Annotated in this window: 21 protein-coding genes and 1 pseudogene; 11 read left to right on the top strand and 11 right to left on the bottom strand. The window is 39.5% G+C overall.

What is annotated here, in order from left to right; all coding sequences use genetic code 11:
• Positions 1-103 precede the first annotated feature (103 nt).
• Complete coding sequence (locus H6G74_RS02410) at positions 104-1,582, bottom strand: leucyl aminopeptidase (protein WP_190966148.1); 1,479 nt, start codon at positions 1,580-1,582, stop codon at positions 104-106.
• A gap of 177 nt (positions 1,583-1,759) precedes the next feature.
• On the opposite strand from H6G74_RS02410, the gene H6G74_RS02405 reads away from it, so the two are divergent.
• Positions 1,760-2,464 (top strand): Uma2 family endonuclease, encoded by a 705-nt coding sequence (locus tag H6G74_RS02405; protein WP_190966147.1) that lies wholly within the window; start codon positions 1,760-1,762, stop codon positions 2,462-2,464.
• A gap of 36 nt (positions 2,465-2,500) precedes the next feature.
• Here the strand turns inward: H6G74_RS02405 and H6G74_RS02400 are convergent, their stop codons facing one another.
• From H6G74_RS02400 to H6G74_RS02390, 3 genes are all read right to left on the bottom strand, one after another.
• Complete coding sequence (locus tag H6G74_RS02400; RefSeq protein ID WP_190966146.1) at positions 2,501-3,613, bottom strand: hypothetical protein; 1,113 nt, start codon at positions 3,611-3,613, stop codon at positions 2,501-2,503.
• Positions 3,614-3,845: 232 nt separating this feature from the next.
• Positions 3,846-4,673: an alpha/beta fold hydrolase gene (locus H6G74_RS02395; protein ID WP_190966145.1), complete on the bottom strand. Its 828-nt coding sequence runs from the start codon at positions 4,671-4,673 to the stop codon at positions 3,846-3,848.
• 450 nt (positions 4,674-5,123) lie between these two features.
• The gene (locus H6G74_RS02390; RefSeq protein ID WP_190966144.1) at positions 5,124-5,849 is read right to left on the bottom strand and encodes a lysophospholipid acyltransferase family protein; all 726 of its coding nucleotides are present in this window, start codon (positions 5,847-5,849) and stop codon (positions 5,124-5,126) included.
• A 374-nt stretch (positions 5,850-6,223) separates the two neighbouring features.
• Between H6G74_RS02390 and metG the strand changes: the two genes are divergently transcribed.
• The 3 genes from metG (at position 6,224) to lptC (ending at position 9,883) form a co-directional block, all read left to right on the top strand.
• The gene (gene metG, locus H6G74_RS02385) at positions 6,224-7,825 is read left to right on the top strand and encodes a methionine--tRNA ligase (protein ID WP_190966143.1); all 1,602 of its coding nucleotides are present in this window, start codon (positions 6,224-6,226) and stop codon (positions 7,823-7,825) included.
• A 169-nt stretch (positions 7,826-7,994) separates the two neighbouring features.
• Positions 7,995-8,627, top strand: a complete 633-nt coding sequence (locus H6G74_RS02380; protein ID WP_015112605.1) for a LabA-like NYN domain-containing protein — start codon at positions 7,995-7,997, stop codon at positions 8,625-8,627.
• Positions 8,624-9,883: an LPS export ABC transporter periplasmic protein LptC gene (gene lptC / locus H6G74_RS02375; protein ID WP_190966142.1), complete on the top strand. Its 1,260-nt coding sequence runs from the start codon at positions 8,624-8,626 to the stop codon at positions 9,881-9,883. Before H6G74_RS02380 ends, lptC begins: the two co-directional genes overlap by 4 nt.
• Positions 9,884-10,087: 204 nt before the next feature.
• Here the strand turns inward: lptC and H6G74_RS02370 are convergent, their stop codons facing one another.
• From H6G74_RS02370 to H6G74_RS02355, 4 genes and pseudogenes are all read right to left on the bottom strand, one after another.
• A complete protein-coding gene (locus H6G74_RS02370) occupies positions 10,088-10,477 on the bottom strand; it encodes a hypothetical protein (RefSeq protein ID WP_190966141.1) in 390 nt (129 codons plus the stop codon).
• A 30-nt stretch (positions 10,478-10,507) separates the two neighbouring features.
• A pseudogene (locus H6G74_RS02365) lies at positions 10,508-10,697 on the bottom strand (hypothetical protein); the annotation flags it as partial.
• A 114-nt stretch (positions 10,698-10,811) separates the two neighbouring features.
• On the bottom strand, positions 10,812-11,549 hold the full coding sequence (locus H6G74_RS02360; protein ID WP_190966140.1) for a S1 family peptidase: 738 nt from the start codon (positions 11,547-11,549) through the stop codon (positions 10,812-10,814).
• Positions 11,550-11,583: 34 nt separating this feature from the next.
• Entirely contained in the window at positions 11,584-12,147 is a 564-nt protein-coding gene (locus tag H6G74_RS02355) for a COP23 domain-containing protein (protein ID WP_190591330.1), read from the bottom strand.
• Between the two features lie 373 nt (positions 12,148-12,520).
• On the opposite strand from H6G74_RS02355, the gene H6G74_RS02350 reads away from it, so the two are divergent.
• The 4 genes from H6G74_RS02350 (at position 12,521) to H6G74_RS02335 (ending at position 15,908) form a co-directional block, all read left to right on the top strand.
• Complete coding sequence (locus H6G74_RS02350; protein WP_190966139.1) at positions 12,521-13,498, top strand: sodium-dependent bicarbonate transport family permease; 978 nt, start codon at positions 12,521-12,523, stop codon at positions 13,496-13,498.
• A gap of 4 nt (positions 13,499-13,502) precedes the next feature.
• Positions 13,503-13,796 (top strand): P-II family nitrogen regulator, encoded by a 294-nt coding sequence (locus H6G74_RS02345; protein ID WP_190966138.1) that lies wholly within the window; start codon positions 13,503-13,505, stop codon positions 13,794-13,796.
• A 78-nt stretch (positions 13,797-13,874) separates the two neighbouring features.
• On the top strand, positions 13,875-14,549 hold the full coding sequence (locus H6G74_RS02340; RefSeq protein WP_190966137.1) for a carbonic anhydrase: 675 nt from the start codon (positions 13,875-13,877) through the stop codon (positions 14,547-14,549).
• A gap of 87 nt (positions 14,550-14,636) precedes the next feature.
• The gene (locus tag H6G74_RS02335; protein WP_190966136.1) at positions 14,637-15,908 is read left to right on the top strand and encodes a proton extrusion protein PcxA; all 1,272 of its coding nucleotides are present in this window, start codon (positions 14,637-14,639) and stop codon (positions 15,906-15,908) included.
• Between the two features lie 27 nt (positions 15,909-15,935).
• Here the strand turns inward: H6G74_RS02335 and H6G74_RS02330 are convergent, their stop codons facing one another.
• Positions 15,936-16,118 (bottom strand): hypothetical protein, encoded by a 183-nt coding sequence (locus tag H6G74_RS02330; RefSeq protein ID WP_190966135.1) that lies wholly within the window; start codon positions 16,116-16,118, stop codon positions 15,936-15,938.
• 227 nt (positions 16,119-16,345) lie between these two features.
• On the opposite strand from H6G74_RS02330, the gene H6G74_RS02325 reads away from it, so the two are divergent.
• Entirely contained in the window at positions 16,346-17,089 is a 744-nt protein-coding gene (locus H6G74_RS02325; protein ID WP_190966134.1) for an alpha/beta fold hydrolase, read from the top strand.
• A 259-nt stretch (positions 17,090-17,348) separates the two neighbouring features.
• Here the strand turns inward: H6G74_RS02325 and H6G74_RS02320 are convergent, their stop codons facing one another.
• On the bottom strand, positions 17,349-19,025 hold the full coding sequence (locus H6G74_RS02320) for an NAD(P)H-quinone oxidoreductase subunit 4 (protein ID WP_190966133.1): 1,677 nt from the start codon (positions 19,023-19,025) through the stop codon (positions 17,349-17,351).
• 196 nt (positions 19,026-19,221) lie between these two features.
• Positions 19,222-19,620, bottom strand: a complete 399-nt coding sequence (locus H6G74_RS02315) for a GNAT family N-acetyltransferase (RefSeq protein ID WP_242051138.1) — start codon at positions 19,618-19,620, stop codon at positions 19,222-19,224.
• Between the two features lie 260 nt (positions 19,621-19,880).
• Between H6G74_RS02315 and H6G74_RS02310 the strand changes: the two genes are divergently transcribed.
• Together H6G74_RS02310 and H6G74_RS02305 are read left to right on the top strand one after the other, a co-directional pair.
• On the top strand, positions 19,881-20,789 hold the full coding sequence (locus H6G74_RS02310; protein WP_190966131.1) for an isopenicillin N synthase family dioxygenase: 909 nt from the start codon (positions 19,881-19,883) through the stop codon (positions 20,787-20,789).
• Complete coding sequence (locus H6G74_RS02305) at positions 20,790-21,938, top strand: NAD(P)/FAD-dependent oxidoreductase (protein ID WP_190966130.1); 1,149 nt, start codon at positions 20,790-20,792, stop codon at positions 21,936-21,938. It begins immediately after the preceding gene.
• The last annotated feature ends 65 nt before the right edge of the window (positions 21,939-22,003 follow it).

Genomic DNA, 22,003 nt, shown 5'->3' with positions numbered 1-22,003 from the left:
ATTTTGGCGGCAAGCCCAAGATAACACGCGAGAAGTTAAAAGTAAAAAGGCAAAAGTTAAAAGAAAGAGCCTTTTGCCTTTTTATTTTTGATTTTTGACTTTATTATTGCTCAAGTACCCAATTCACCAACATCCGCACACCGTAGCCAGTTGCGCCGGGGCCGTTGTAGCCGTTTTCTTTGTCTGCCCAGACTGGCCCTGCAATGTCTAAGTGCGCCCAAGGGGTATCTTTGACGAATTGCTTGAGGAATAGGGCGGCGGTAATTGAACCACCAGGACGCGGCCCGGTGTTTTTCATATCGGCAATCCCCGATTTCAAGCCTTCAAAATATTTTTCTTCCATTGGCATCCGCCAAATTTTTTCGCCGGATGTGCCAGCAGCTGTTTCTAACTGCGAAGCTAAGGCATCATGGGGGGTGTATAACCCGGCGATATCTTCACCCAAAGCAATGACGTTTGCACCTGTAAGGGTGGCTAAATCAACGATCGCATCTAAGCCCAATTTATCTGTATACACCAAAGCATCAGCCAAGGTTAAACGCCCTTCAGCATCGGTGTTATTCACTTCGATTGTTTTGCCGTTAGAAGCTTTGAGGATGTCGCCTGGGTGCATAGCGCGACCGCTAATCATATTTTCGGTAACGGCGGAGATAAAGTGAACTTCAGCATCAGGCTTGAGTTGGGCTATTGCTTTTGCCGCACCCAAGGTAGCAGCTGCACCACCCATATCAATTTTCATGGTTTCAATTCCGCTACCTGCACCTTTAATATTCAATCCTCCAGAATCGAAGGTTAAACCTTTACCGATAATCGCTAGTTTCTTGGTGGGTGTACCTTCTGGTTTGTAGGTGAGGTGAATGAATTTGGGTGGTAAATCAGAGGCTTGGGCGACTCCTAAAAAGGCACCCATACCCAGTTTTTCACAATCTTCTTTTTCCAGGATTTGTAATTGCAAGCCGTAGTCTTTAGCAATTTCTTGGGCTGTTTCTGCCATTGTAATGGGTGTAACTGTGTTGGCTGGGGCGGCTACCAACTCTCTGGCTAAAATGACACCTGAAACAATTTGATTGGCACGCTTGAGCGCATCCTCTTGACCTTCAAAGCCCAGTAACTCGACAGTTTCAACTTTTGCGCCTTTATCATCTGGTTCTGATTTAAAGCGCACATCTTGATATAAAGCTAACTCTACACCTTCTGCGATCGCTTGGGCTGTGGCTGCTGGGTCGTTATTCCACAAGGGAAAGCTAAATCCGAGGGTTTTGCTTTTTTGCTTTTTGGCTACCTTCGCCGCCGCCGCCGCCGCCCGCCGCAGGCTATCTATTTTCAGTGCGTCTGGTTTTCCTAAGCCAACCAAAATTACTTTTTTAACTGAACCACCGCCAGCGACACGAGTAAAGACAGTGCTGTTAGCTTTGGCTGTAAATTCTTCTTCGGCAATGACTTCTTTTAAGATGCCAGCAAACTTGTCATTCAAAGTCGCCAGTTCACCTGTTAACTCTACCGCATCTTCAAATAATCCAATTGCCAAACTATCGCCCGCCCACTCCAGCAGAGGCTGATTACTAAGTTTAATTGTTGCCATTTTGGGATTTTGTTTAAAGATTCCTTCTTGTACCAGTATTGCTCAAAAATTTGAAGTGTGAAGAGAAGTTAGAAGTAAAAAAAACCTTTTAAAGTTTTGGCTTTTGACTTATAACAAAGGGCAAATCACCACTGACTTTTATAATTAAAACATCCCAACCTTCTGTATGGCATGACTATGACCTCAGCCTTGACTCCAAATCAACGCTCAGAAGTGTTCTATCCTAGTTCCGATGGTGAACCAGTGGCAGAAAGCTATGCTCATTTATGTGTATTACTGGCGACACTAGAAATTCTGCGTCAGTATTTAGTAGGACAACAAGCAACAGTCCTTGCCAATCAATTTCTCTACTACGCTCAAGGTTTTCCTAAGTTGCGCGTTGCCCCTGATGTGATGGTAATTTTTAATGTCGCGCCTGGTGGTCGAGATAACTATAAAGTGTGGGAAGAAGGGGAAGTTCCATCGGTGATTTTTGAGATGACTTCGGCGGGGACGAAAAATCACGATCAGGAATTTAAGAAGACTTTATACGAGCAACTTGGTGTTAAAGAATACTGGTTATTTGACCCCAGAGGCGAATGGGTACAAGGACAGTTGCGGGGTTATCGGTTGCGCCAAGATTCTTATGAGTTGATTACCGACAATCGCAGTGAACCATTAGGTTTGCGCTTGCAGGTAGAAGGAGAACTGATCGGTTTTTACCGAGAAGATACAGGAGAGAAGCTACTGAACCCCACAGAACAGGCGCAAGCACTACGTGAAGCACAACAAAGAATAGATGCAGAAGCTTTAGCTCGACAGCAGGCTGAACAGCAAGTAGAGCAATTAAAGCAACGCCTCCGAGAACTGGGTATTAATCCTGAGCAGCTTGAACAGGAATAGAGGCTAGAGACTGGAGGCTAGAGGCTAGTTTTGGAATCAAAATTCAGTGGTGTCAATGTCAAATTTATTGACGATCGCATTAATTATTTCTTGTTCTACTCCTGTTGTTTGCTTGTCAAGTTGAGCAATTCTTTGGCATTGTGCCAATAGTGGGATCGCAAAATCACGGTTGAGCTGGTTGAGGAGTGCATCTAAAGGTTGGGGTGACTTGATATTGTTGGCGATCGCATCCAGGGAATTAGGGCTGAGGTTCAATGCTTGCAATTCTGGTAAAATTTCCTCCCAGGTTTTTTCGGGATGGCTGGCAAGAATTACATGAACGAGAATTTTATCCATGATGGCTTGTTGAGCGATCGCAGTTTCTAAGTAATTTTCACTTTCTGCTTTCAGTGTTGCCAAAGTTTCTGGTGATGTTAAGGAAACAGATTCATCTAGTTTGGCTTCGTAAAATCGACAAGCTGCGTACCCTAGAGAATAGCTTAAGGCCGCATTAGAACTGGTGGCGATCGCTGCACCCGCAAACGGCACATTTCGCAGTAACGCCAATCCAGCAGCTTTTAACAACCGATTCCCACCCAACCCCAAGCCAAAAATTGTCAAAACTTCGCCTTTCCTGGCTGGATCTTTTAAATCTAAGTCGTAAGCAGCCGCAATTTTATACAGCATTTCCGATTGCAATTTCAAGGTGGCAGCTAAATCAACCGCTAATAATGCTGCTGCTACCCCTGGTAAAATGCTACTAGCGAATCCAATTCCCCCAGCTTTGGTGGCAGTGTCTAGCATGATGCGATGAGAAATCTGGCTAGGCGATTCCTGGGGATGCTGTTGTTTGAGTTTTTTAACGCTGGCTGCGGCTTTTTCTAGGTCAACATTTTCACTAGCACCAATCAGCCAATTCAGATTTAAAAACCCGGATAGCCTTCTAATCAGCCAATTTTGACTGAGGCGATCAACTATTTGACCAGTAGTTTGAGTTGCTTGTCCAAATAACTTATGTGTTTGTTTAGCTGCGGCTACACCCACTCCCAAGGCTGTATCAAAAAATGTTTTACCAGTCGTCGCTAAAGAGTCTATTAACGATGATTTGTCCTCAGCGGATGTTTGATTGGTAATTTCTACTTCGGATTGTTTTTGGGGTTGGTTTGTCATTGTTATGCCAGTCGCTCTAATCTTTTTGTAGCGAAATCAAGACTAACTTGACATCTTCCAACAAGTACAAGTTTGAGTACTGAGTGAAAAAGTTTTCGTCTACTCCCTGCCTCAACCGCATAGTGGTAAGTCAAAAGGCAAAAGTAAAAAGGCAAAAATGAAGAATACTTTTGACTTTTGGTTTTTTACTTTTGACTTCTCCGGCTTTGCCGGAGTGCCTTCTGCTGTCAGATCACCCTAATTCCTTCACTGGTAGCTTGTATACCTGATGATTTAAATTTTCTAAGAAGTTGTTGTTTTGCAGAATCTCATAGAGACTGATATCTTTCTCTAGCAAACATGCGTGACCGCTATTAGGAAGGATGAAAACCTGAGATTTAGGTAAAATAGCAGCTATCCGCCTCACTTCTGTCACAGAAGGTAAAAGTCGATCGCCTGCACCGGCAATTAACAATACTGGTTGTGTCATGCGGCGTAATTGGTCATTATCTACTGCAAATTCTCGCAATAAAGCCAATCGCCAATTCACTGTGACTGATGGGACGGAACGCATGGTTTTTAGTAACTCGTGGCGATCGCTTCTGGTCATACGCTCTAAAGATGCCAGAAACGGCAATAAACCCAATGCCCCAATATCATACAAGGATTCTGGCACTAAGCATGATAGCTGGGATGCCCAATCTAAAAACGGACGCAGGCGAAAAGCTGAAGCTGGGTTAATCAAAATAATCCGTTTAAATAAATGCGGGGCTTTAGTAGCTACCTTCATTGCCAAACAGCCGCCAAAGGATTCTCCACACAAATAAATTGACCTTTGGGAACTTTTCTCTAATTCTGCGTGAATTAAGTCCAAGACGTTATTAGTCAACTCTTCCCAAGTCGTTAAGTCTTTTCTGGGGATCGCCAAACAGCGAACATCAAAGCCTGCTTCTAGTCCCGATGTTTGCGATCGCAATAACTCACCAGTACCATCCATTCCCGGTAAATAAACAAACAACGGATACTCTGGTTGGACTCGTTTCGGAGTCAGAAAACACGGCTTTAACTCAACTTCTGGCATTGTACAACTTTAATTTTCTTGAGGATTTTTATCGTTTTACCTGCATACAATTATTATCTTTCGAGACTTTTTTTAAAAATGATTCCCATAAACAGACAAAAATTACCAGTTCAAAATAGTGAGTTTAAGTTTTCGACAGTATTACAGGTAAAAGTCTGTTAGAATCATAACCCAGCTAATAAAAACTCACTTAAACCTGCAATCAAATTATTGTAAATATAATTTAGTCTTATACAAAGATTCTGTTAGATCATATTTAGCAATATATATCTGAAATCAGCAAAAAATTACAATCAAAACGCCAGCAAAGTCATCTCCAAAATTACCTATATGAATTTCTCTGTGGCTTTTGGTAAGTACTCATACAGAGTTAATTACCCCGTTATTTTGCTGTTCCCTGTTCCCTGTTCCCTATCTCCACGAATGAATTTAATTTTGTGCAACTACCTATCAATAACATCCTTGTTGTAGTAAATTTGCGATTTCACTGTGGCAGTGTTGTGTGAGTTCAGCTATAACTTTTTTGGCTTGTTTGCCATGATATTGACTGTGATGCTCGTTTGTAATCCAATAAGGACGGCCAATGAGTACAGCTACCCGTTGATATATCACTAATGGATGCCACCCGTATTGGTTAAATAAAGGTTCGGAAGGATCAAACAAACTCAACAGTTTTAGGGGAAAAGCTGTGGTGTTAACTTCTTCTAAAGAGGCGATCGCAATTGGTAAAATGGCTAAATCTGGTACGCCAGACCGCAATGCTAAATGGGCAAATCCACGCTGAAACTCACCCACTGCCGATGCTGGAGTCGATTGCACCATCGGTTCTGCCCCTTCAGGAAAAACGCCTACCATCTGCTTAGACTTTAATAGCATCTGTGATTGAGCAAAAAAGCTTTGCTGCCGATTCTCCACTGCTTCTAACGGAAAACAACCTAATTGTCCGGTGACAATTTCGCGCAAAATTGGGACTTGTCCCATGTAGTGATGACAAGCAAAACGAATCGGACTTGATAACGCCGTCATTAAAATCATGGCATCCATAAAGCTGCGATGATTGCTCACTATTAACAAACTTGCATCACGAGGAATGCGATCCTCGTAATAGCGAAACATTCGTGTGGAAAAAGTTGCTAAAAGTAAGCGAGAAATATCTAATGGGCTATTTAGACTCATATCTAAATATATTTTTGGGAAAATATCGTAGTTTATCTTGACTTAATTTTTACATTTCTTTACTAATGCTACGACCGTCTTAGGATAGAAATGTCTTATCTATAAAAGCTGATGATTTTTCTATGTTTAGAGCATTGTATTTTTGGTCACAATCTATGTAAGAAACAACATCAGATAAACCTTATGAAATTCTCATTTCTGTTTTTAGAGCTGAAATTAGCCAAATTTGTACTTATTACAAAACATTTCTGAACTCTAGAAATTTGCTAATATTAAGGTGAACTTTGAAAAAGAGATAGTAATGTAATATAATTGCGTGGTTTTGCCTTCATAACTAAGTATAAAACGTTTTAATAATTTGCTTTTTATTCTGCATGAACCTAGTGGATAAAACAGACCAAACATTTGCACTGACAACACCCCTCTACTATGTAAACGATGTCCCTCATATTGGAAGTGCTTATACAACCATCGCCGCAGACGTAGTGGCTAGATATCAGAGACTCAAGGGACATCGTGTCCTGTTAATTACAGGTACAGATGAGCATGGGCAGAAAATTCAACGTTCAGCAGAGTCTTTAGGCAAAGCGCCCCAAGAATTTTGTGATGGGATTGTTCCCAGTTTTGTCACTTTATGGGAGAAATTAAACATTCAATATGATCGCTTTAGCCGGACAACTGCGCCGCGACATGCAGCGATTGTTAAAGAATTTTTTGGGCGCGTTTGGCAAAAAGGCGATATCTACCAAGGGCAGCAAAAAGGCTGGTATTGCGTAGCCTGCGAAGAATTTAAAGAAGAAAGAGAATTATTAGACGGTAAGCGTTGCCCAATTCATACCAATAAAGAAGTTGAGTGGCGAGACGAACAAAATTATTTCTTTCGCTTATCTAAATACCAAACTCAATTAGAAGAGTTTTATCAATCGCACCCAGATTTTATTCAACCCGAAAGCCGTCGTAATGAAGTTTTAAGCTTTGTCAGCCGAGGTTTACAAGATTTTTCCATTTCCCGGATTAATCTTGACTGGGGTTTTCCTGTTCCGACTGATCCTAACCAAACTTTATATGTCTGGTTTGATGCGCTGCTGGGTTATGTCACAGCATTATTAGAACCTGATGCTGAACCAACCTTAGCCAACGCTTTAGCAACATGGTGGCCGATTAACTTGCATTTAATTGGCAAAGATATTCTGCGGTTTCATGCAGTTTACTGGCCAGCAATGCTCATGTCGGCAGACTTACCTTTACCAGACAGAGTATTTGGGCATGGATTTTTGACCAAAGATGGGCAGAAAATGGGGAAGGCGCTGGGTAATACCCTTGATCCGATCGCTCTAGTTGAGAGATATGGTAGTGATGCCGTTCGTTATTACTTTCTTAAGGAAATCGAATTTGGCAAAGATGGCGACTTTAATGAAAGTAGATTCATCAACGTTTTAAATGCAGATTTGGCAAATGATTTAGGTAATTTGTTAAATCGCTCCTTGAACATGGTGAAGAAATACTGTGCTGGCAATCAAGTGTCAGTTTCAGATGAAACCATTTCTGCGGCAAATCCTTTGAAAACGATTGGTTTAGGTCTAGGGGAACAGGTACAACAAGCATATCAAGCACTAGCTTTTAACCAAGCCTGCGAAGCTGTTATGTCATTGGTACAAGCCAGTAATAAGTTTATTGATGAACAAGCACCTTGGTCACTATATAAACAAGGACAGCAGCAGGAAGTAGAAAAAGTGCTTTACGCAGTTTTGGAATCAGTTAGACTGTCAGCATATCTTCTTTCACCAGTTATTCCCAATATCAGTAGCGAAATTTATCAGCAACTGGGTTTTGGAATCAACTTTAACGAACAAAATCAAACAACAACTGCTGCCCCATTTTCCATTCATTCCCAATGGGGGTTACTATCTAATAAACAACAGTTGGGGAATCCTCAACCAATTTTTAAACGCATAGAACCTCCGAAAAACGATTAGTTTTTTTAATTTCTTTCAGAACATTTTCTAATCTCTCAAATCTCTCAAAAAATTTATCGGGGCTGAACTTAATCATTAGCCCCGGAAAATTATCATAAAACTCTCTAACTAAAAGTAAAAGTTGGAAATTTGTATCAAAAATATCAAGATAAAAATGAGGTATGACAACATGTTGAATAATTTAGAAAACGACTCGATATTTACGCCAGAACAAGTTTTAGAGAATCGAGGCCGAGTCGCTATATTTATTGACGGTTCAAATCTATTTTATGCTGCTTTGCAATTAGGAATTGAAATTGATTACACCAAGTTGTTGTGTCGTTTAACAGGTGGATCTCGGCTGTTGCGGGCTTTTTTCTACACTGGTGTCGATAGAACCAACGAAAAGCAGCAAGGTTTTTTGTTGTGGATGCGTCGGAATGGTTATCGTGTCATTGCTAAAGACTTAGTACAACTCCCAGATGGTTCCAAGAAAGCCAACTTAGATGTCGAAATCGCCGTTGATATGATGGCGTTGGTCGATTCCTATGATACTGCGGTGTTGGTGAGTGGTGATGGCGATTTAGCCTATGCTGTTAATTCTGTAAGCTATCGTGGTGTAAGGGTAGAGGTTGTGAGTTTACGCTCCATGACCAGTGATAGTTTAATTAATGTGAGCGATCGCTACATTGATTTAGAAGCTATCAAAGAAGATATCCAAAAAACACCACGCCAAAGTTACCCCTATCGCCCCTTATCGGGAATGGGTTTTTTGGATGACCCAACAGACCATGACGGACATCTAGAAATTCAGGATACATGAAGCAGCAAGGTAGACACATAGCAAAAATAAATTTTAGATTTTTGGGGGGAATAACAAATAAATCCCCCCACTTTCATAACTTGAGTTTTTTGAAATTCTACTCAGTTAAAACCCAATGGTCTTACCTACTCTTGACTTTACTGTTAATGATCAGTTTAGGGGCTTGTGGTAAACCTGCGACCAACTCCAATCAAAATAATCAAAGTTCCTCGCCAGAAGATTCTGAGAGTAAATTAACTTTTTTTGATGTCACCCTAGAACAAGCCGATGAAGTCGGGCGACCGCTTTGGACAGTCAAAGCCAAAAAGGCAAGATACACCAAAGAAAAAGAAATAGCTCAAGCCGAAAATCCTTATGGAGAATTATATCAAGATGGCAAAATAGTTTATCAAATTAAAGCCGACTTAGCAGATATTGAACAAGATGGTAAACGACTATTTCTCAAAGGGAAAATTGTAGCCACAGACCCTACTAATGGTGTGGTTTTACAAGGTAACGAAATGGAATGGCTACCCAAAGAAGGTTTACTGATTGTGCGGAATCAAATCAATGGTAGGCATAAACAGTTACAAGCAATAGCCCAAGAAGCACGCGTCAAAACCCGTGAACAAATAGCCGAATTTATCGGTAAAGTTGTTGCTAATTCTACTGATCCCCAAATTAAAATGCGGACAGAACATTTAGTTTGGCAAGTTAAACAAGAAAAATTAATTGGCGATCGCCCTTTACAATTTGAACGTTATAAAAATAATCAAATTACCGACCGTGGTCGCGGTAATTCTGCCGAATTTAACTTAAAAACTAAAATCGCTACCATCAACAAAAATGCCCAGGCAGATTTATTAGAACCACCAGTACAAATCATTGGTAACTCGATGGTCTGGGATATGAATACAGAAAATATCAAGACAAATTCTCCAGTGCGCGTATTTCACCGGGCTGAAAAAATGACGGTGACTGGTAATCAAGCTGAGATGAAAATTCCCCAAAAAACAGTTTATGTAGTAGGGAATGTCAACGCCGTTGGTCAGCGTCGCCAATCTTTAAAGTCTCAGAATTTAACTTGGTATTTAGATAAAAAGTTATTAGAAGCACAGGGAAATGTAGTTTACCGCCAAGCCAGCCCAGCTTTAACATTTAATGGAGATACAGCCGTTGGTAATTTGGAAACAGACAACATTGTTGTGAGTGGTGGTAAAACAGGTAATCGAGTAGTGACGGAAATTATTCCTGAATCACCAAAACCGAGGAATTAAAAGGAAAAAGTACAAGACTTACGCACAGGCTACATAAAATCAAACCACAGAGGCGCATAGTTCACAGAGAAATAAGAGTTTGAGAGGTGTTTTGCGTAAGTTCCAAAGTAAAAAGCAGATATGGCGATAGCGAAACCCAACAAAATCTGGATAATTTTAGTTTCGGTTCTTTCAACCAACCTACATACATTTGTAGCTAAAATATTAAGGTGCATCTATTTCACCTCGGTGTTTAATATTGTCAAAGCTGTATCCTAATTCGTGCATAAACTTTTCTACATCATCTATACAAGAAAAGTAATAGTTATCTTTTTGTCTAATATCATCTCCTGTTTCATATTTTCCACTTTCGTGAACATCCCGCCGTAACTCTTTAATAATTACATGATATGGTGTTTTTTCTCTTTTTTCTGCTTCTCTAAGTTTGATGAAATATAAGTATTCCTCTAAATAATCTTCCCTTTTAGGCGTGAATGAGAGTTTTGGGAGCTTATTAATTAAAATCCAGCCCAAATATTCATGGTCATTTGTATCTTTTCTAAAACCCCATTGTTCCCCATTATTTAGTTTTTTATTCAGTTCTATTTTATCCATACAAATATTTTGAATTAAATTTTAAAGCAATCACACTTCAACCGATTCAGGAAACTGGCGCTTTAAAAGCTGGAAAAACAGGACAAGGCGCTTGTTCTTGTAAATTATCTGGTTTAATCCAGGTGAATGGTGCTTTTTGAGCCGCAGACATCCATAACAAACGCTTGGCGCGTATCATCGCCACATAAAGTAAACGATATTCTTCCGCAGCTAGTAGGTTAAGTAGAGGAACGGAACCCAACATTCTCAAGACTAGGAATTAAAAGGAAAAGGAAAAAGTAAGAAAACCATAGCATCTATTATTTTAATTTTTACCTTTTACCTTTTACCTTATTTACGGTTGATTTGGTGCAGTATTTGGCATTATCTGTCTCACCTTTGTCATCGGTACAGCCCAACTGAGGCGAATAATCATTTGATGCAATCTTTCATCAACTTTAGAACCATCAGCAAATACTGATGGTTGATCCCACAATGGATAAGCTTGCATCCCATTAATTCCCACCACTTGACCCCGACGATTTAATAAAGGGCCGCCACTCATACCGTTTTTTATGTTGTTGGTGTAGCCCAGTTGATAACCGCCCTCTAAAGGTTTGGCTAGAACTAAACTCACCTTACCTGCGGTAAAGGCCAAATTTTGTTTCTTATCTCGTTCTTCCACAGCCGGATAACCCGCAGCAAAGACTTCATCTCCTGATGCGGGAAATGCACCAGGAGATGCTATTGCATAGATACTGCCTGCACTTTTGAATTGCAACACAGCCAAATCATTTTTTCCGAAGTTTAAGCGTTGAGGTAAATTAGCTCTATAAATCCTACCATCTGGCGCTTGTACACGATAGGGAGGATCACCAGCTTGTAATACATGAGCATTGGTCAGTACTGTATATGTTGCACCACTACGCCGCAACAAAATACCGGAACCCAAAAAATCTTGAGATAGAACTTTGACAGTAATCGACCGAGCAATGTAATTTGGTGCAGGAATACTGACAACTGGTGCTGATGCTGACAAAATCAGGGAAATACTGCCAAGACAGACAACCAGTGTCAACGGAGAACCATTCATTTGGGTTTACAACAGATAAAAAATAGCGATCGCATTATTCATTAATATCTTGATTAATATCGCTATTTTGGTCATTTGTCGCGTTATTTAAATATGTATCAAAATCAATGTTCAATGAGTCTCCCCCACTTTCATTCAGAACATTCCCCGCGACTAACCCCCGACGATTCATCAGTCTTCTCAAAGTTGCTTTCGCATTACTACCACGTTTGAGAGTAAACAACAAAGAACTATCAGTACAAGGCGCACTTTGATTTACCGCCGCACACACTACAGGTTGTCCGCGCAAAGTGCCTGTTTTAATGTACTTGAGTCTGCCATTGTCATAACTTCTTTGAAATCTGCGCGACACTTCATAACAACGACGTTCTGAGTTCCATTCTCTAGGAAAGTAATCTTGAGATGACCATTGAATCATCGGAACTTTCCTACCATCTTGAGTTTGAGCAACTGTCACAGGTACACCTTGACGCTTTTCACACTTAAAAATCGTCCCGCCTGCATAACTAGGCTGGTCAATAGTTGCAACCATACTCAGCGCCGCTACAGAAGAGACTCCGATTCCCATCAAGCCTTGGCCAAACAACCTCAATTTCATGGTTAACACCTAACTTCCTCAAAAATATCAGGTATCTTACTGAAAGTGTAAAACATCATTGACCGTAAAATCACGGTGATAGTTCCCGCCAGAAAATAAATTTAACTTAAACCAAGTTTCCCTGAGTATGAGCAAAGTCTTGTTGTGGATAGGAATTGACTTTAATTAACTACTAAAGTTTTAATTTCCGTACCAATCAGAAAGTATATTCTTAAGCTAATTCATAGTAATGACATACAAAAAACACACATTGTCCACAATATTAAAATATATTAACCGAGAATAGTTGATTTTTCGTTACAGAGATTATATCCATGAATCAATCGGCTAGTTTTTTGTTTATTCTTCAGAATCAATATCAGGGGTGCTAGACATGAATTCCAGTTTAATTCTGTCCAATATTTTAAACCCGCCAGTGTTATTTTTCTTTTTAGGAATGCTGGCAATTTTTTTGCAATCTGATCTGGAAATTCCACAACCTTTACCTAAATTGTTTTCCCTTTATTTGTTACTAGCTATTGGTTTTAAAGGCGGATATGAAATTACCGAAAGTGGTATCAATCCTGAAATTGCCCTCACACTTTTTTCAGCAATTTTGATGGCTTCGGCTGTACCGATGTACTCATTTTTCATTTTAAAAGTCAAATTAGATGCGTACAATGCAGCCGCGATCGCAGCAACTTATGGTTCGATTAGTGCAGTGACATTTATTACTGCTCAATCATTTCTCAAAATTTTGAATATTTCCTCTGGCGGACACATGGTAGCCGCTTTAGCATTAATGGAATCACCAGCAATTATTGTGGGGATTTTGCTAGTGAGATTGTTTGCACCACCGAAAGAAAACCAAAAAGCCGAATTTTCTTGGAGTGAAGTTTTACGGGAAGCTTTCTTAAATGGCTCAGTTTTTCTCTTGATTGGTAGCGTGATTATTGGCACACTCACAGGTGAAAAAGGTTGGGAAAAACTACATCCATTCACCCAAGAAATTTTTTACGGAGTCTTAGCCTTCTTTTTACTAGATATGGGAATGGTCGCTGCCAGAAGAATTAAAGATATGCGTAAAACTGGTTCTTTTTTAATTGCTTTTTCGATATTAATGCCTGTAGCTAATGCTATTGTCGGCATAATTATTGCCAAATTAATTGGTATGTCTGCGGGTAATGCTTTACTATTTGCAGTCCTTTGTGCCAGTGCTTCTTACATAGCAGTTCCCGCAGCTATGCGAATGACAGTTCCAGAAGCTAATCCTAGTTTGTATGTATCTATGGCATTAGCACTGACCTTTCCTTTCAACATTATTATTGGCATTCCTTTGTATTTCAACATTATCAAAGCTATCGGAGTTTAAATAAGTGGAAGCCATCAAGAAAGTCGAGATAGTCACCAACTCTTTAGAACTACCAAAAGTTCTAGATATTTTAGAGAAAATTGGAGTTTCTGGTTACACTGTAATTGAAGATGTCACAGGCAAAGGAGATAGAGGTAGAGTTTTTAATGATTTAGAAAGTCATGCACTCACTAATGGCTATATTATGAGCGTTTGCACACAAGAACAAGAAGAAGAATTAGTAACAGAAATTGAGCCGATTTTAAAAAAATTTGGAGGTGTGTGTATTGTCTCTGATGCCAAGTGGATTGCACATTAGATAAGCTCTGATGAGACGTATTGATAGTATCAACGTCTCTCGAAATCACATTAGCTTATTAAAAAGGAGTTTTTAACCGTGCCAATTAAACGCATAATTGCGGGGCTAAATGAATTTCACGACAATTATTTTATTACACACCGCGAATTATTTGAAAATTTATCACAAGGACAAACACCAGAAGTATTATTTATTACTTGTTCTGACTCTCGGATTGATCCTTTTTTAATTACCCAGAGTCAGCCAGGAGATTTATTTGTTATTCGTAATGTTGGTAATATTATTCCACCTTATGGCTCACATCACGGTGCTGAAGGCGCAGGAATTGAGTATGCAATTCAGGCTTTAGATATCAACGATGTAGTCGTTTGCGGTCATTCTCATTGTGGAGCGATGCGAGGATTATTGCAGATAGGTAGTTTGGCACAGCAAATGCCGTTAGTTTATGACTGGTTAAGGCAGTACGCTGAACCAACTCGCCGTCTAGTGATGGATAACTATAAAGACTGCCCAAGTGATAAGCTTTTAAGAATTGCCATTGAACAAAATGTACTGACACAAATCGAAAATCTTGAAACCCATCCAATTATTCGTTCTCGACTGCATAGCGGTCAACTAACTCTTCATGCTTGGATTTATGAAATTGAGACTGGTGAAGTTTTTGCTTATGATGCCGATGCAGGCCAATTTAAGATTTTAGAAAATCGCCCCTTCCCTGTACCAAATCCGTTGATTGGTGTATATTCAGAGTAATTAATTATTAATGCTTGATAGGGTAATTGTGAGATTTTAAACTCATGATTACTCTATCTTAAATTTAAGTTTACACTGAATACGGCAATGAAGAATTTTTTGTTTACAAAGAATAGTGATTTGCTGCGGCAAAAGGTATATGAATATTGGGAAGTAATGAAACAATGGTTTGTCAATACACCGGAGCGATCGCTTGCCCAAGCTTATGATGCTGCTAAGACAATCAGAAATATTGAAATAGAGTATTTTAACAATCAAATCATTTCTGCCGCATCTGTAAATGAGACACCAAATGTCATGTCTTATTGGCAGAGTATACTGACCCAAAATTTAACTATTATTAAACTGAGACTAGCAGAATTCCAGTCCAGCCGCTCACTATTAGAAATTTCTAACCCTGTTTTATTAGATAAACTCCAGTTTATTGATGAAGTTATTGAAAAATATCAGCAACAAACCTTAATAATTAGCAAAGTAAATCAACAATCGGCATCTCAGCCGCTAAAAATTGACAGTGAAATTTATCAAAATTCATCTAATGTTGTCAATCCTGCCACCAACAATCGCAGTATAGGTTTTCTCCCCAGTTCTATCGGTAGAACCATTAACCGAATTACCACAGACTTTTCTCCCAACGCCGAAGCAGATTTTATTCGGAATTACCACATTTCCCAAAATCGCACCAGAACTTCCGTGCGCTTCTTATTACTGTTAATTGTGATTCCGTTATTAACACAGCGGTTTTCTAAAGAATTTTTAGTGAGTCCTATCGTAGAACGTGTTAGAAGTCAACAAATCACTGCTATTTTTATTAATTCTGAAATGGAGGAAGAAGCTTTTAAAGAGTTAAAAACCTTTGAAGAACAATTGAAATTTCAAACTTTACTCAAGAAAACACCTAGTTTATCTCCAGAAGAAATCGAGTCTAATGTCAAAGAAAAAGCCATTGACATAGCTCAAAAATTCCGCAAGAAAAGTCAAGAAGCTATCAGTAATGTTTTTGCTGATTTAATTTCCTTAGTCGCTTTTGCTGTCGTAGTTGCTAATGGCAAAAAAGAAATTGCAGCGATTAAGTCTTTTATAGATGAATTGATATTTGGTTTGAGTGATAGTGCTAAAGCTTTTGTGATTATTTTGTTTACTGATGTATTTGTGGGTTTCCATTCACCACACGGTTGGGAAGTAATTCTTGAAGGGCTAGCAGAGCATTTAGGACTAGCACCTAATAGAAGTTTAATATTTCTATTTATTGCCACATTTCCCGTGATTTTAGATACAGTTGTGAAATACTGGATATTCCGTTACCTCAGCCGCCTGTCACCTTCAGCATTGGCTACATACAAAGAAATGAACGAATAAGATGAGCAAATTACGTGTAATAGATTGTCAATCTCCTTCTTCTGTTGGCTGAACATTGCCACTAATAATTGCTTGAAATAGGTTTTTGATAAACCAAAAAGTTGCCGTCACTAACAACACAATCATTAAACTAGCAAGGGCAGCAAAAGGAGAAAAAATCAACAAGATTAACATTGCAAAAATTATGCTAGTGATTAATGTTCTATTCATCTTTTGCACTTGTTATAGTTTCTAGCTTTAGCTTAACTAACAAAAGTGTGAATAGTCATATATCTAAAAGTAGGGATTTAAATGAAGCTAAACTTTTCTCAGTCAATTCATTAACGACCTATTCAATTTAATATTTAAGATAGCAGTCCTAAATGAATTACAAATCTACTGCCTATGACCTACTATTTCTATCAATCAGTAGTTTAGAAATCAAATAGGATTGCGATATGAGTCTTTTTTGCCTAGTTCACGGTGCTTTTCAAGGCACTTGGTGTTGGAATCTACTAACGCCTTACTTAGAATCTCAGGGTCACACAACTCTAGCAATGGATTTGCCAATTGAAAATGCTTCTACAACTTTGTCTCAATTTGCAGATGTAGTGATTAAAGTACTGCCTAAAACAGATGATGATATTGTCCTAGTAGGTCACTCAATGGCTGGTACGATAATTCCTTTGGTTGCAGAAGTGGTAAAAGTGCGTCAACTAGTATTTGTGGCGGCCCTACTTCCCTATCTTGGAATTAGTACACTTGACCAATTTGCTCATCAGCTTGATTCTGATACGCTGCAATCTTTCAATTATCAACCAAAAGATCCAACTCAACTTGAACAGTTCCACTCAGAACCGAGTATGTATGAACCGGATTCTTTAGGGAAGGACTATTCAGACGAAGCAGTATTAAGGCATTTTTTCTATCATGATTGTCAACCAGATGTGGTAGATTGGGCAATATCGAAGGGGCGATCGCAACAATCTTTAGCATATATATTTGAAACACATCCGCTAAAAGCCTTGCCTACAGTTGAACATAAATATATTGTTTGTACTAATGACCGAATTATCTCTCCTGCATGGTCACGCTACGCTGCACGCCAGCGTCTAGGGGTTGATGCGATCGAATTACCATCTGGACATTGCCCACATTTGTCTTGCCCGGAAATGCTGGCTTCAGTATTGAATACTTTATAGCAATTTTTACTTGGGTAGAATACAAATTCATCCGCATTAATCTGCCTCCATCTGCGGTTAATGTTTTTTTTGTACCTCACTGATTCGAGAACTGCCATAATTTCTGGAAATTTCTAAGTGTGTAATTTCTCAATCTAAAATCCAAAATAGTATAAGTTGCGATCGCAGCAGCATCATTGCCATCAATAAACTAGCCGTCATCAACTGCATTCATCACCACACAGTTAATGACGGCTAATTAATTTTTTGGCGGAAAAATTTATTTAATGATTCCTAAAACTTCTGGTTGGGCAACTTGGGGTGCAAATAATCCCTTGGCATAAATTTCGGGCTTGGCTTCGGCAAATTGAATATATGATTGGCGTACTTGGCTATTCACAGCCACGGTTTTGACATCATACATTTGTGTAGCCAATTTGGGATAAATACCAAAACCAATAATCAGCACCAAGAAACAAGCGGCGATGAAGATTTCACGGGGTTGGGCATCTCGGTAAACTGCTTCGCTGGGTAGGAGACAGTCTGTGCCGAAGCAAACTGTACCTTCATCTTCTTGATTTTCAAAAGCAGAATTACCAATATCACAGGTGAGTTCCGCACCAGTACCGTAAAATACTTGTCGCAACATCGACAGTAGATAAATCGGGGTGAGGATAACTCCGACGGCGGCTAAGAACACCATGACGGTGCAGAATGTAGGACTGTAAATGTCACTGGTGGTAATGCCAACAAATACTTGCAGTTCACTCACAAAGCCACTCATACCGGGAAGTGCTAGTGATGCCATTGCGCCAGCAGTAAACAGGGCAAATACTTTGGGCATAATTTGACCAATACCGCCCATACTTTCCATTGCCATTGTATGGGTGCGATCGTAAGTAACACCAGCTAAGAAGAATAGAACTGCGGCAATTAAACCGTGGGAAAGCATTTGCAGCATTGCACCACTGACACCGACATCGGTAAAGGAGGCAATTCCCAGCAGTACAAAACCCATGTGAGAAATAGACGAATAAGCCAGGCGGCGCTTCATGTTCGTCTGAGCGAAGGAATTTAATGCACCATAGATAATATTGATGACACCAAGAGTTGCGAGAACTGGTGCAAAGTAAACATGGGCATCAGAAAGCATTTCTAAATTGATGCGAATTAATCCATATCCGCCCATTTTTAAGAGTACACCCGCTAATAACATGGATACAGGGGCAGATGCTTCACCGTGGGCATCGGGTAACCATGTATGTAAGGGAAATATGGCTAATTTGACACCAAAGGCAATTAATAACCCAGCATATAACCACAGTTCTAAAGCTAAAGGATAATTCTTTGCACTAAGTTCAACGATATCGAAGGTTGTATTATCGCCGTAGAGTGCCATTGCTAGGCCTGCTACGAGAATAAAAATAGAAGCGGCGGCGGTGTAAAGTAAGAATTTGGTGGCAGCGTAACGGCGTTTTTGACCACCCCAGATGGAGACTAGCAGGTAAACAGGAACTAATTCTAGTTCCCACATAATGAAGAATAACAGTAAGTCTTGAGCGACAAATACGCCGATTTGTGCGCCATACAGCAGCAACATCAAGAAGTAAAACAGGCGTGGCTTGAGGTTAACTTGCCATGCAGCAAACATTGAAAGGGTTGTGACTAATCCTGCCAATAGCACAAGTGGCGCGGATATTCCATCGACTGAAACTGCCCAACTGAACCCCAACTGAGGCACCCAGGTATATTTCTCCGCGAGTTGAAACGTTGCACTGCTGGCATCGTAATGCTTCCAAAAGGCGTAGCACATCAAGATAAAATCCGCGATCGCTACACCTAGGGCATACCAGCGCACAAGCTTACCGTCTTTATCAGGCAGCACGGGAATGAGCATGGAAGCAACGAGTGGGAGTAGAATAATCGCGGTTAGCCAAGGAAATCCATCCGCTATCATGGCAGTAAGCAAAAATACTTATAGTTGAATAACTTCATTATATGCAATTACGTTAAATTTTCTTCATAAATCTTTACCGCAGATTGCTATAGAAGGAATTTATTATGCAGAAGTTGAAATAAAAGGAAAGTTGTTTAATAATAAGTAAAAATAGGCTAATTTACTTAAAAATGAGTAATTAAACAGCTTTGCTTCATTAAAGTCTCAATTCCATAAAAATCCAGTTATCTCGATATTCTGGAGGGATTTCTGTTTTTTCAAAATATGGTGCGATATCTTGAAAACCGAGTGAATGATAGAGTGCTTGCGCTGCTTTCGTAAAAGGAGCCGTATCTAAGCGCAGTTTTGAGTAACCTATATTGGCAGCTTCATAGATAATATTCTCTAATAACGCTCGACCTATACCTTTGGCGCGAAATTTTGGCTGGACATACAGCCTTTTTACCTCTCCAATTCCCTGATCAATTCTGCGTAAGCCAACACAACCAACAATTTTGCCTTTATATCTTGCCAAAAGTAAGCGTCCGGTTGGCGGTATAAATTCATCGAGTTGCTCAAGACATTCTTCTAAAGAAGAATTAACATCAAAACTCATGTTAAATTCCTGGCTCCACATCAAGTTGATCCAGCTAAAATATTCAAAAAGCAAATCTTTGATATGGGCTTTATCTTTGTCGGTCTCGCATTGAATAATTTTTAGCAAAATAACTTCCTTACTATTAAGTAGAGCGACGTAAATATTTGTAATTAGAAAAAAGCAGGAGGTGAAAAGCAGGAGGGAAGAGGGTTTTAGGGAATTAAATTTTCTTAAAAAATAGAATTATAAATCAAATAGGATTGCTATATATTTTTCCAATGTTCAGAATACCAATTATTGATTTATCAGCCTTGATAAATAGAGATTCACAAGCTCAAAATGCTGTAGTTAAACAAATTTATCAAGCTTGCAATGAAGTTGGTTTTATGTATTTACAAAATCATGGCATCTCAAAAGAATTGATTGCAGAAGTATTTAACTATAGTCAACATATTTTTAATTTACCGCTAGAAGTTAAACAACAAATAGCTTGGCAAAATGAATTTAGTAATACTGGTTATGTTGGCAAAGAAAGAGAACGGCTCAATTCTAATCAACCAGGAGACTTAAAAGAAGCGTTTAATTTTAGCAAGGTAGAAGTTGCGTTTCCTATTAATGGTGTGACTCTGGCAAACGACCCTTGTATTATTGCATTTTATAAAGCTTGTACAGAACTAACTAACAAAGTATTAACAACATTTGCTTTGGGGTTAGGAGTACCAGAAGATTTTTTTACGGTTAGACACAATCGGCAAAATCATACTCTGCGACTGCTGCATTATCCGCCAATCCAAGAACTTCCGAAACCTGGACAAGTGCGTGCGGGGGAGCATTCTGATTATGGCAGTATTACTTTGCTATTCCAAGATGATGTGGGTGGTTTGGAAGTGCAAACAACAACTGGAGAGTGGATAACTGCGCCGACAATTCCTGATACGGTGATTGTGAATACAGGAGATTTGATGCAGCGTTGGACAAATGGCGTGTTTTGTTCAACCAAGCATCGGGTGATGATTCCCAAGGATCACAGGGTACAGCGATCGCGCTATTCAATCGCGTTTTTCTGTCATCCTAATGATGATACAGAAATTGCTTGTTTGGAAACTTGCCAAAAGGAACGTGCGCCTATTTATCCTCCCATCCTTGCGGGAGAATATCTTTTGAGTCGTCTACAAGCAACATACTAAATGAAAACCTACGATTGGATTGTGGTTGGTGGCGGAATTACAGGTGCGACACTTGCTTATGAATTAGTCAAAGTCGGCTTGAGTGTGCTGTTATTGGAACAACACGCCACACCAGACAATGCAACTCGATATAGTTATGGTGGATTAGCTTATTGGTCAGGAACAACACCACTCACTCGTCAATTATGCCAAGAAGCGATCGCTCGTTATCAAATCTTGTCTCAAGAGTTAGATGCTGATATTGAATTGCGAGAATTAGATTTATTACTGACGATTTCAGCCGATACTAACCCAGAAACCGCCGCCAGTGTTTACGCTAATTGTGCCGTACCGCCAAGTTTACTCAGTGTACAAGACGCTTGTGAGTTAGAACCATTACTAAATCAAGAGGTTATTTCCGGCGCTTTAACTGTGAAACACGGACATATTCATCCAGACAAAACCGCACAAGCTTACATCCAAGCTTTTTTACGCGCTGGCGGTGAAATGCAAATCAGTCAAGTTTTGCAAATATTGAAAGGTGGTGTCCAAACAAATACCGGAACTTATCACAGTGCTAACGTTGTAATTTGCGCTGGTGGACTCAGCCGAAAACTACTCAAATCAGCAGGTATTTCCATCAAAGTGTATTTTACCCATGCCGAAATGATGGAAATGTCACCTGTCGATTTACGCTTACAGACTTTAGTAATGCCAGCTAATCTGCAAAGATTTCAATTAGAAGCAGCATCGACACAAGTTGATGAATTGTGGAATGAATTGGGAAATGAATTAGTCCCACCAATATTAGATGTAGGTGCAGTGCAATTTTTAGATGGTAGCTTGCGTGTGGGTCAAATTAGTCGGATACTCACAAATCCTGATGCAATGGTAAATGCCGAAGACAGCGAAAATTGGTTACGAAATAGTATTACTTCAGTCTTACCAGCATTGGGTAATTTACCAGGAACTTGGCATCATTGTTTAGTTGCATTTAGTAACAATCGTTTACCTGTAATTGGTGCTATCCCAGAATTTGCAGGTGTGTATATTTTTTCAGGATTCAGCAATCCTCTTGTTTTTGTTCCACCTTTAGCACAACGTTTTGCTGATTTTGTCACGGGGAAGGAAGATGAAATTATGAATCAAATAATTGTAGGTATGAAGTAAGTTAAACCTTAGAATTGATAAGGCTCATAGATAAAATATCGAGCCTCTTTTGTGCAAATTAGCTG

The sequence above is a fragment of the Nostoc spongiaeforme FACHB-130 genome, from assembly GCF_014698475.1.
Lineage (GTDB): Bacteria > Cyanobacteriota > Cyanobacteriia > Cyanobacteriales > Nostocaceae > Nostoc_B > Nostoc_B spongiaeforme.
The sequence above is the reverse complement of the archived record's forward strand: the minus strand, read 5'-3'. Positions and strand labels throughout refer to the sequence as shown.